The sequence below is a fragment of the Pontibacter locisalis genome (assembly GCF_042684605.1).
Classification (GTDB): domain Bacteria; phylum Bacteroidota; class Bacteroidia; order Cytophagales; family Hymenobacteraceae; genus Pontibacter; species Pontibacter locisalis.
The window spans coordinates 104,840-116,702 of sequence record NZ_JBHULU010000015.1 but is presented as its reverse complement, the minus strand read 5'-3'; the positions used below and the strand labels follow the sequence as shown (position 1 = coordinate 116,702).

The 11,863-nt window shown below is 40.4% G+C and carries 10 protein-coding genes; all 10 read right to left on the bottom strand.

Features of this window, described 5'->3' with window-relative positions; translation table 11 throughout:
* Window positions 1-192: 192 nt before the first annotated feature.
* The 10 genes from ACFSRY_RS10755 to ACFSRY_RS10710 all read right to left on the bottom strand — a co-directional run bounded on the left by ACFSRY_RS10755 (window position 193) and on the right by ACFSRY_RS10710 (window position 11,842).
* Window positions 193-570, bottom strand: a complete 378-nt coding sequence (locus ACFSRY_RS10755) for an endonuclease domain-containing protein (RefSeq protein WP_377506765.1) — start codon at window positions 568-570, stop codon at window positions 193-195.
* 200 nt (window positions 571-770) lie between these two features.
* Window positions 771-1,988, bottom strand: coding sequence for an S-adenosylmethionine:tRNA ribosyltransferase-isomerase (locus ACFSRY_RS10750; RefSeq protein WP_377506762.1), 1,218 nt, complete (start codon window positions 1,986-1,988; stop codon window positions 771-773).
* A gap of 272 nt (window positions 1,989-2,260) precedes the next feature.
* Window positions 2,261-3,874, bottom strand: coding sequence for a hypothetical protein (locus tag ACFSRY_RS10745; protein ID WP_377506759.1), 1,614 nt, complete (start codon window positions 3,872-3,874; stop codon window positions 2,261-2,263).
* A gap of 229 nt (window positions 3,875-4,103) precedes the next feature.
* Window positions 4,104-5,498 (bottom strand): undecaprenyl-phosphate glucose phosphotransferase, encoded by a 1,395-nt coding sequence (locus ACFSRY_RS10740; RefSeq protein ID WP_377506756.1) that lies wholly within the window; start codon window positions 5,496-5,498, stop codon window positions 4,104-4,106.
* A gap of 263 nt (window positions 5,499-5,761) precedes the next feature.
* Window positions 5,762-6,250 carry a phosphoheptose isomerase gene (locus tag ACFSRY_RS10735; RefSeq protein WP_377506753.1) on the bottom strand — a complete coding sequence of 163 codons (489 nt, stop codon included), beginning with the start codon at window positions 6,248-6,250 and terminating at the stop codon, window positions 5,762-5,764.
* Window positions 6,251-6,320: 70 nt separating this feature from the next.
* A complete protein-coding gene (locus ACFSRY_RS10730; RefSeq protein WP_377506750.1) occupies window positions 6,321-7,064 on the bottom strand; it encodes a DUF4184 family protein in 744 nt (247 codons plus the stop codon).
* 44 nt (window positions 7,065-7,108) lie between these two features.
* Window positions 7,109-8,041: a GDP-L-fucose synthase gene (fcl, locus tag ACFSRY_RS10725; RefSeq protein WP_377506747.1), complete on the bottom strand. Its 933-nt coding sequence runs from the start codon at window positions 8,039-8,041 to the stop codon at window positions 7,109-7,111.
* Window positions 8,042-9,154 (bottom strand): GDP-mannose 4,6-dehydratase, encoded by a 1,113-nt coding sequence (gmd, locus tag ACFSRY_RS10720; RefSeq protein ID WP_377506744.1) that lies wholly within the window; start codon window positions 9,152-9,154, stop codon window positions 8,042-8,044.
* Window positions 9,155-9,379: 225 nt separating this feature from the next.
* A complete protein-coding gene (locus ACFSRY_RS10715; RefSeq protein ID WP_377506741.1) occupies window positions 9,380-10,606 on the bottom strand; it encodes a glycosyltransferase family 4 protein in 1,227 nt (408 codons plus the stop codon).
* A gap of 12 nt (window positions 10,607-10,618) precedes the next feature.
* A complete protein-coding gene (locus ACFSRY_RS10710) occupies window positions 10,619-11,842 on the bottom strand; it encodes a glycosyltransferase (RefSeq protein WP_377506738.1) in 1,224 nt (407 codons plus the stop codon).
* Between the last annotated feature and the right edge of the window lie 21 nt (window positions 11,843-11,863).

The following is an 11,863-nucleotide window of genomic DNA, read 5'->3' as shown; positions in this document are numbered from 1 at the left end:
AGAAGGCCGCTTAGGGATATCCCTAAGCGGCCTTCTCTTTTTTCACTTGTATAGCGTGAGCGAGAACTCCTTATCTTGTCTTTAGCTCTTCAAATATAGCTTTATTACATAGTTCAGCTGCCTCAGTAATAACAGAATTGTTCCCTTGAGGGGACTATAGGGGTGTAATCGTGCACAGCTAAATTATTACAATTAAAGTGACCGCTGCTTCTCGAGAACCCAGTGCTCCAAAGCTCTCAACACGTTCGGCATATCTTTCTTTATTTCCAGATCATCAAACCTTATAAACTGCACCCCATACTGCTCTAGTTTAGCCTGGCGCTCTACATCATAGCCATGGCTCTGATTATGGCTATCACCGTCGATCTCTATTGCCAATTGAAGCTCATGGGAGTAAAAGTCAACGATGAAGTCCAGCATGGGTACCTGGCGATGGAACTGGAAACCCAGTAGGTTACGCTCCTTTATCTCCTGCCACAGTAGGATCTCCGCCAGTGTGCTGTTCTTTCTGAGTTCACGGGCTTTGGCTCTTAGGTCTTCCCTGTAGGGTATGACTCTGTTCTTACGCATGTAGCCTTGTCTTTAAATTACTGAATGCTTACCAGGCTGCCTGCAGACGATTACACCCCTGTAGTCCCCTCAAGGGGACAGTCGTTTCTACTACTCAGCACCTTTATCCCAATAGTTCAAACTGTACAGATATGGGAAATAGATGAACGTGAATGCTCGCGCCATAGGTTCTCTATAGTTCCCTGATAGGCTCAATCCGATCACGGCAGCAGCAGAGAGCTATCTCCGTAGCTTAAGAACCTGTAGTCATTTTTTAAAGCATGTTGGTATACTTTACGCCAATTATCTCCTATCAAGGCAGATACCAGTAATAATAGGGTGCTTTCCGGTTGATGGAAATTGGTAACCAGGCCGTTGCAAATCCTGAAAGTATAACCCGGAGCAATGATGATTTGTGTGATGGCGTGGAGATACTCCGTGTTCTGACGCTCCATGTACTGCAGCAAAGCAGTTATCGCCTCTGTGGCTGTTGGAATGTCTGAACTCTCATAAGCCTGCCACTGCGTTACATGCAGCTCCTGCAAAGAGAGATCAGGGTGCTGTGAAACTTTTGCCCCTAACCAGTACAGGCTTTCCAGAGACCGCATACTGGTTGTACCTACGGGAATAACCGGCTTGTCAGATGCAAGCTGCTTTAACAGGCGCATCAGGAACTGCCTGGAAATAAAAAGCTGCTCGGCATGCATTTCGTGTGCCTCCATGGTGTCTGCTTTCACCGGCTTGAACGTTCCGGCTCCAACGTGCAGAGTCAGGTATGCTTTTTCCACCCCTTTCTCCTCAAGCTTATCCATTACCCGATCCGTGAAATGCAATCCGGCAGTAGGGGCTGCCACAGCGCCCTTTTGATTTGCGTAAATAGTCTGATATCGGGTATGGTCTTCAGGCGTAAGCTCACGGTTCAGGTAGGGGGGGAGCGGTAGCTTTCCACAACGCTCCAGCACCTCTGCAAAAGTCAGTTCGGCCGGTTCCCACGTAAAGCGAATCAGGAAATGCCCTTCCTGCTGTGCCTCACGTTCTGCTCGAATGGTACCCCCTTCAAATTCCAGTGTTACAGGGCCACTTTTCCAACGTTTGTTGTTCCCTACCAGGCATTTCCAGGTGCTGCTTCCGGTCTGTTGCATTGCCATCTGAACTTCACGGTGCGGGGCTATAGGTTCCAGACAGAAGATCTCTACAACTCCACCTGTTTCTTTCTGAAACAGCAGACGTGCCTGCACAACTTTGGTATCATTAAAGACCAGCAATGTGTATTGTGGCAGCAGGCTTGGAAGTTCAGTAAATGTATGATCGGAAATCTGTCCGTGGCGGTATTCCAACAACTTAGATTGATCGCGCTCCGGCAATGGAAACTTTGCGATGCGTTCATCCGGCAACTCGTACACAAAATCCTTTATGGCCAGCTTCTTTGGGTCTGTCATTCGTTAGCACTTTAATTATAAGTGCAAAGGTAGCTCTTTGAATGGAAAATAGCTCAGAGAGATCTGGTGCCACTAAACCTACCTTACCAGACCCACTGTGGGCAGCGTACTTTCTGCGCATTGTTTAACTTGAGGCCAAGAACCACCTCGTGTGTGTTAGCACTAGCCTTACTCTGCATATACCCCACTAAGCTCTTTTATCGTTCTTGTTGATGGGATCATACTCATCTACTTCTCTATTATATTCCTGGCAATTTATAATGTATCAGTAATTAAAAATCATAGTACCTGTTTCTCAGGTTTGTTTTAACACCAAAATAAAATAATTGTGTATTTGTATTTACTATAGCAGATGCTTCCTTCCTATAGGCAAACCCTGCTTCTACTTTGAGTCCTGTATGTGGGTTCATCAGGTAATTTAGGCTGGAGCTGAAATGATAGAGTTTTGTTTTTGTGCCTTGACCAGTGTAATTGCCAAAAGACAGCTCTCCATTAGGCGCATCGTAATCTGATAAGAAGATATTCTTACCATTATGTTCGTTAATAGTAGCATCAGCGCCATAAGCGGCATAATTCAATTTAGCATCTAGTGAGAACCGCCTGTACCTGTAGGAACCTATAGCTATCAATTCTTTAAAGTTAGCACCTAGTGGGTGCGCAAGTGGCTCATTATAGTGTGTGTTGTTGAGGCTAGGAATTTTATGAGCATAAACGTAAGGTCTCACCGTATTATATTCAACCTGAGCATATAGATTACTTAGCCCAAAAATATCAAAAGCCTTCAAACCCATTTGATACCCAAACTTCTGTTGAAAGAAACCATTCCCTTGTTTGAGTTTACCGACATTAAAATCATCGAGAACAAACTGGCCATAAAATGAGAATTGACGGAATAAATTATAGCGAATATTCAAACCCATCATAGAATTTGCAGGAGACCCCATGTTAAAGTTGAGGGAGTTCATGAAAATGATCGGGTTCAGAAAAGCTGGCTCAAAAGCGCCGTTCCCAGTTGAGTCTGCCGCCCAAATCAGAGATTGAAAGATACTCACGTTTAGCTCCGGAGTAGGAAGAAAAGACAGGTACTGGTAAGCAGCATATTTCTTTGGGTAAGATGAACCCTGAAATCCTTTGCTAATATCCATATACTGTGTCCAGAGATTTGTGTACTTGATCTTCCAGAAACGTGTATTAATTTTTAAGAATGGATAACTATAAGCATAGTCGGAGAGTATGAGCGAGCGGTATCCATCTCCTAAAAAGTTCTTATCCTGCCCAAACTGAATGTTAAAGGTCTTGTTAGGTGTATAGCTTATATAGCCATAAGGTATGGCATAATCAAAGCCTTCTCCATTGCTTCTGGCTTTGCCCTGACCGGGAACGACTCCTCTTTCTTTTACATTTTTATCCAGATAATCAGGGAGTTTTGATTGGTTTTCATAAAAAGCAGTATAGAACGAGAAGTGTTTGCCCAAATTTCCCTGCACTTGTGCACCTCTGGTATTTGTGAATAGGTAGCCCTGACCCAGTTCTTTTCCGAAAGTAAAATCCATCAGCAAATCAGCGTAAAGACCGGTTGTACTGTCTTTATACTGTAGTAGGTGTTCCTGATAAAGCTTACGAAGAATCCAGGAATGTTCTTTCCTGCTTGTATTGCTGTATCTACCAGCGAGAAGGGAGTCGTAAGAGAATTGTTCTGCTACCTCGCTCTGGAGGTAAGGCTTCAAAGAAGAGTGTATTGCTAAGTTTTGCTTTATCGCTTCTCTCTCAATAAGTCTGCTGTATTCCTGCTGCAGCGGGATAAATGTTTGTTGTGCTTTCGCGCTATATACAACAAATAAAAAAAGTACTACAGAGAACGCTTTTATCAATTTGCTTCTGCTCATTCTATGCTACAATATAGGTTATTTATAATAATAGCTTTTCTAAAATAGAAAAGTAAATAATAGAAAAGTCAGTGCCTAAACCTTCAAAGCTCGTCAAATAAAAATCTCCTCAAATATGTAGAAGAGATTTTGTTTGACGAGCTTAATGATTTTTAGCCAGAAGCTGGCTTGGGAAGAGCCTAACTGTTTCTGTTAAATTTCTTAATTCTGGATAGTTAAAAGGGAAGGGTTAATAGGCATTACCATTTCCACGGATAGCCTGCCAGGCTGTGAGTACAACAATTTTGAGGTCAAGCAGAAACGACCAGTTCTCCAGGTACCAGATGTCGGCTTCCACTCTTTTCTCCATCACTTCCGCATCTTTTGTTTCGCCCCGGTAACCTGTAACCTGTGCCCAGCCTGTAATGCCAGGAATGATAAAGTGGCGCACCATAAATTTATCTACTATCTGCGAGTAGTCTTCGGTATGCTTAAGCATGTGTGGCCTTGGACCAACTACCGACATGTCGCCCATTAGTACATTGATGAACTGAGGCAATTCATCAATGCTTGTTTTCCGGATGAAGGAGCCAACCCGTGTGATGCGTGCATCTCCTTTTGTAGCCTGCTTCAGATCAGAATCATTATTCACGTGCATGCTTCTGAACTTGAGGCAATAGAACGGGCGGTTATCTTTCCCTGATCTAAGCTGTCTGAAAAAGACCGGACCCTTAGACTCCATCTTAATAATAAGCGCCATAACAGGTATTAACCAGCTGAGCAGGAAAACGGTCACACATAAAGAGAAGGCAATATCAAAGCCTCTTTTTACAATTTCATTGGCTTTATCCTCCAGTGGTTCACGGCGTGGTGTAAGTATAGGCATATGGCCGTATAGCTCTACCATGAAATTCGTCTTGAAGTAATCCTTTACATCAGGTACCAGTTTGATCCGGATCATGCGCTTGTCTGATTCTTCCATCAACATCCTGATCTTATCTCTTGCGATGTCTGGTAAGGCACAGTATACCTCCGCTATACCGTGTTCTTCAACGAAGTTCAGGCAATCCTCTACTGTGCCTAATACTTTATTCCTGTTCGGCAGAGAGGGGGTGTTGTCGTCAAAGAAGCCTACTACATCATAGCCAAGTTGTTTGTTCTCTGTTAGGTAATTATAAAGGTCTACACCCTGTGTGCCAGCTCCCACTATCACGATCCTTTTAAACCTCACCAACGACCAGCGTTTTGGTCTTCTGGCAAGCAGGAAAACTGTCTTCCAGGTAAGGAGCAGAATTCCGTATATGATGAGAAAAGTACTGATCAACCAGAATGACAGGTTCGTATAAGGCAGAATCGAACTCTGCACAAGGCTTATTATGCCCATAAGTATCAAAGCCTGTAAGGTTACCCTTATAGTAGGTATAGCATCACGCTTGAAAATATCCTCATAAAGCTTGTTTATGGTGGCACAGTAGAACCATATCAGGTTCAGGATAAGAAAGCCTACTTTATAGCGCTCTGATACATCATCTCCAAATTTGTCCGGATTCTTTAATACAAAGCAAATGTATAAGGCCAGATTCAACAGGAAAAAGTCTACTATTAGGTTAAGTGCTTTCGAAAAGCTTGTATATCTGGTTTGCATTGGAGTAAAAGTGTAATCAAAGAGGCAGCAATTTATAAAATTTTTAGATATTTATATATATAAATATAAGAATTATTTGAAATTTTATATTTTGTTTATTGTTGGCTATTGACTTTATAAAGCATGTAAGGCTACTTTATAGATGGGGTCTTCTTTTGAGAGAATGGTGATGGCACTTTTATTTTTATAACTTACTTTCATAGTGCAAGTAGATATGTGTAGGATCATTTCACTGGTTTGCCGAAGGGTATGCTTTGTTATGCTTATCTGCCAAAGTCGTCTTGCAATCTAATTATGTCTTCTTCATCAGATGGGTGAATAGCATCCGTGTGCTGCCAGATCTCTGCCAACACTCCCCATTCCTTTAAGCCAACCAGTCGATGGCGTTCACCTTGTTTTAAGGTTATCAATTCCCCTGGCTCTAATTCTTGTAGTGGACCTTCTTCATCGGTAGTACTTGTTACCACGCCTACTTTACCTGTTACTACTTTCCATATTTCGGCTCTGCGGTGGTGATATTGCCAGGAAAGGCGTTTCTCTGGTGCTACGATCAGAATCTTAGGACTAAGTTTCCCCGATATCTTAAGCTGATCCACATTCATGCCATCAAAGTAAGTATCGGCAAACTGTTGTGCCTGGTCTTCGTTAATCACAAAATAACCACCCCATGGGCGGTTATGGTTTTTGCTGGCAATAGAGAAGTTTTCTTCTGTTAATTGTTTTTCTATTGCTGAGAAAAGTTTCTCTTTCATGTTTAGTCTTTATAAGTATGTAGTATATGTGACCAAATCCTAAAGTAAGATTTGGTGCTCAATACCGCAGCTATGATAACAACCTGGAAATGTGCTTAACCAGGAGTGATGCGTTTATTATACCTATTAGTCCTGCTGAAATGGAAGTAAACAACAAGCTCCAGGGTTCAGTTAAATCCAATCCAAATAAGATCCTGCAAATTATGATGAGGAATGTTGTAACAAGCACTAAAAGCCAGTAGATGCCAAAAGTATTGGTTGGTCTTATTTGACTCTTAGTTGCAGGAAACTGTAAAATAACGTAAATAATAAAAAGCAGACCTAAAACTGAACTTAAGAGATCCAGCATTTTGAATAGCCGTATCTTATAGTCGCCAATCTTTACTGTTTCTGCTAAAACGGGAGCCAATTTTATGGCTAAGCTCTCCTGATGTGTAAGACTATCCCAGCAAAGATGAGAAACAGACCCGATTAATAAGGATGCTAGTACAACGAAACTATTCCTTCTAAAGTAGGAAAACCAGTTAAAGCTCCTGGCCCATAAAAGTTTCCTTTTGAAAACAGGAGGGAGGTTCTCAAGTAAAGGATCGCGAACGACTCCATGAAATAAAAACGAAAGAAGTATTCCCAGAGGTAAGTTAAACCATAACAATCCATGCCAGGTGTGGCTATAAGTATTACCTGCCTCCATCTTCAAAAACTTCTCGAAGTCAGGAATAATACTACCTATTACCAAACCAGTTAAGGATGTCCACTTTTGAGGAAGTAGTCTCAGTGGTAGTACAGCAGCTGGATGTGAAAAAGTAAAAGGCATAGATTCTCAGAGTCACGCTCAGGCAGTAAAGGTAACGCCACTATTTAGTTCCAGTCAAAATCTTTCACTTCTTCATATACCTCTCCGATACCTTTTTGTAAAGGGATAGATGCTTTCCATCCAAGGGAGTGGAGCTTAGATACATCCATCAGCTTCCTAGGCGTACCGTCTGGCTTTGTTGTATCCAGCACAATCTCCCCTTCATATCCGACTACTCTCTGAACGAGCTTTGCCAGATCCAGGATAGATATGTCTTCCCCAACACCAATGTTTACCAGACCCGGCTCATTGTGGTGCTTCATCAGGTAAAAACAGGCATCTGCCAGATCATCGGCATGTAGAAACTCCCGCTTAGGTGTGCCGCTACCCCAAAGCTGCACAGAAGGAGCTTTGTTCTTTTTCGCTGTAATGAATTTTCTTAGCAGGGCAGGCAACACATGCGAGTTCTGCAGGTCGTAATTATCATTTGGGCCATACAAGTTGGTAGGCATTACCGATATGTAGTTACACCCATACTGGTGTCTGTAGGCATCACAAAGTTTTATTCCGGCAACTTTAGCAATGGCATAAGGCTCATTCGTCTGTTCCAGTTCACCTGTTAGCAGGTACTCTTCTTTTAAAGGTTGCGGAGCTAATTTCGGATAGATGCAGGATGAACCAAGGAACATAAGCTTTTGTACATGGTTCAGGTAGGAAGCATGGATCACATTGCTCTGGATCATCAGGTTATCATACAGAAATTCTGCACGGTAGGTATTGTTGGCTACAATGCCACCCACTTTGGCAGCTGCTAAAAAAACGTAAGCAGGTTGCTCTTCTGCAAAGAAATCAAATACTTCTTGTTGGTTCCGAAGGTCCAGTTCTTTGGAAGTACGGACCAGGATGTTGGTATAACTTTCCTGCTTCAGCTTCCTGACAATAGCAGAGCCGACCATGCCTCTATGGCCGGCTACATAAATTTTATTTTTTTGCTGCATTTACTCGAACTGATTCTTAACGGCATACCCTCTTTCCTGTAGCATCTTTTCCCTGTGGAAGTGCTCCAGGTCTGCCTGCATCATATCCTGTACTAGGGCAGGAAGATCATACTTTGGCTCCCAACCTAATTTAGTCCTAGACTTAGTAGGATCACCTATCAGTAACTCTACTTCAGTAGGGCGGAAGTAACGTGGATCTATGGCTACTACTTCTTTACCGATCTCCAGCTGGAGATCCGGGTTAGCACAGGATACAACTGTTGCTTTTTCATCCACACCTTCTCCTGTGAATTCCAGTTCAATGCCTGCTTCCGCAAAAGCCATTCTTACAAAATCTCTAACGGTAGTAGTGATACCCGTGGCGATCACGAAATCTTCAGGAGTATCCTGCTGCAGGATGCGCCACATAGCCTCTACATAATCTTTTGCATGACCCCAGTCACGACGTGCGTCCAGGTTACCCAGGTAAAGTTTATCCTGTAGACTCATCGCAATTTTCGCGGCTCCACGCGTAATTTTTCTGGTAACGAAGGTCTCACCACGCAATGGGGATTCATGATTGAATAGGATACCATTGCAGGCATACATGTTATAGGCTTCCCGGTAGTTCACCGTTATCCAGTAGCCGTACAATTTCGCTACCGCGTAAGGAGAACGTGGGTAGAAAGGCGTAGTTTCTGATTGTGGCACAGCCTGTACCAGGCCATACAACTCAGAAGTAGAAGCCTGGTAAATTCTGGTTTTCTCTGTTAGACCAAGTATACGCACAGCTTCCAGAATGCGAAGTGTGCCTATACCATCTGCATTAGCGGTATATTCAGGTGTATCAAAGCTTACCTTCACATGGCTCATGGCACCTAGGTTATAGATCTCATCTGGCTGCACCTGCTGAATAATACGAATGATGTTAGTGGAATCGCTCAGATCTCCGTAATGTAAATGAAACCGTACATTTTTGTCATGCGGATCCTGGTACAAGTGATCAATTCGATCGGTATTGAATAAAGAACTTCTACGCTTGATACCATGTACTTCGTAACCTTTTTCTAATAAAAGATCTGCCAGGTAAGCACCATCCTGTCCGGTGATACCTGTAATTAAAGCTTTTTTCATCAAATTTACTGTACTAGTTTAACTAGGTATGTTTTTATATTATCTTGAATATTATACTTCTGATTAGTGAAATCTCTTCACAATTTTTTTCAACACTTTTTTCAGAAATAATAGCTTTCATTAAGAACTATTGAAGCAGGAGTGCGGATTAGCGGGAAGAAAAAATTGTAAGAGTAACAATCAAGATTTTATTCAAAATCTTGATTACAGACTAAATGTAGATTTTTATAAAACTGAAGCTGTCTTTGGTGGGTTACTTGATTCACTATTTCTGCTAATTCTATTACTAGTTTTATGTGGTTGTTGTATCTCAACATAAGTTACTTTTTCCTGACCAACTTGAATTTGCTTAGATTTTCTTGCTGGTAAGGCCTTGGTATAGACCTTATAAGTTTTTTTCGCTATTATATCCCACTGATATTCATTCAAATCATATTTATCTGAAAAAACAGGTTCTTTTAGCTTATAACTTAATCTTCTGGTTAATTCCTTAACATTACCAACAGGAAAAAAAGAATCTTTAGCTAATGGAGCACTAGTATTTGCAGGGATATCGCTTACCAGAACATCAAGATCATAACTTAAAGCTTCTAGAAGTGCAAGAGATAATCCTTCATGAAAAGAAGGTAGTATAAATAAACGTGCATGTGAGAAAATTTCATTTAGTTGTTCTCCTTTGATAAAGCCTGTCAATACTATTCCGTTTTCTCTAGCTTTTTTCTTCAGTTCAAGAGAATAATTTGTTTCATGATCAGCATCACCAACTAGTACCAACTTATAGTCTTTGTTTTTTAATGCGATATAAGCATCGATCAAATAATGAAAGCCTTTCTCTTCAACAAACCTTGCGACAGCAATTATATATCCATTTTTAGTCAAACCAAGAGATTTTATATATTCGGTATTTTCACTCTTATTTGGGAAATTAACTCCATTAAAAATCAGATTAGAATTGAATCTGTTGTACTTGTCCTGTGTTAATTTTTCTATAACATCAGAGACTACTATAACTTCATTCGAATATTTAGTTCCTAGCTTTTCTCCTAGCTTTAGTACAAATTTTGCAAAAGTCCCCCATTTTTGCCTGTCATAATCAGGACCCTGTGTTGTTACAACTACTCTTAATCCTAAAATCCTTGCTAGTGGTACAAAAATAGAAGGGCCTATTCCATGAAAATGTACTATATCTGGTCTCTTAATACTGCAGTAAATAAGAGCAAGAAATGTATGGACAATTGCTTCTAAACTCTTCAATTTAGGTGTCCATATATCTTTAAATTTAACTCCATGAAATTTTTTTATTTTATTAGATGCGTTAATGTAGGCTGTACGTCTAACTACAGTTACGTCACATCCTAGTTTGACAAGCTCCGGATATAAGCCTTGGCAATGAGTTTCTATGCCTCCCTGTATATAAGGGAAGCCTCTAGTTCCAATAACAATAAGTTTCATAAATATGCTTTTTTAGGCAGTTATAAGAGAGGGGGTTGAAAGAAGACTTTCATAAAGGGTAATCAGTTTAAAATAATACTTTTCAGAAGAGTGATTCTTTTTAATTTGTTCTATAAGGGATGTGTTGTCTATCTTACTGTAGAAACTATCAAAGAACAGATCAATCTTATTTTTTAAGTCATCACTATTTCCGGGTTCAAATAAGAGACCATTTACTCCATCCTGTATTAATTCTGGTATACCACCTATTTTTGCGCCAATTACTGGAGTACCATTTGCTAAAGCTTCAATTACACTTAAAGGGTTATTTTCATACCATTTAGACGCAATTACTAAACATTTTGCTTTTGCAATTATTGGCTGTAGTTCAATCCACCCTTTATGACCTAAGAATTGGATGTTAGGACAGGAGTACTTTTCTTTTAAAAATTTTTCTTCTGGTCCTGTTCCTATTATTAGAAGTTTATGAGAAGGAATTTTGCATGCTGCTTCACAAAGAGTGTCAATTCCTTTTTCTTTTGATAATCTGCCAACAAAACAGTAATAATCTTCCTTGACCTCTGGCTGATCAGCGATTTTCTTCTCGTCGATAAAATTAGGTAGGGTAATTATTTTTGATGGATTAAAACCACCTGTAACCATCTTTTCTTTTAAAAAGGTACTAGGGCTTATAAATTTTGAAGTATACTTTTCTAACCTATCACTACTCCACCAAGTTGCTTCAGTATAGGCTAACATACTCGCAGCTAAACTACCCTTCAAACATTTATGGCGTATGACGTTGGTTTTATCTTGATAGCACAATTCACATGGTTTTTCATTACGCATGCTGTCATATCGGGAACATATAAGCTTGTAATCGTGTAAAGTCCATACAACAGGTATACCTTTCTTATAAGCTTCTTTTACAATGATTGGGGAAAGCTGGGAATGAATATTGTTTACATGTACTATATCAGGTTTAAAAGCTTCAAGTAAAGCATTAAACTTCTTCTTTACCTCAACTGAAAATATAGGTCGCAGTAATTGTTCTTGTAGGTTCGCTAAATTTTTGGTTGAATAATCAACAGTAGAAGGATAATATTGGGAGTAAGTAGAAAAATGATTCTGAGGATGATTCATTGCAAAGAAGGCTGTTTCATGACCATTCTTTTTCAATAATTTCTCAAGTTCTATAGAATATACGCAATCACCACCTTTAGGAAAGTAGAACTTATTGCAAACTAATATTTTCATTTTTTTGTATTCTAACAATAG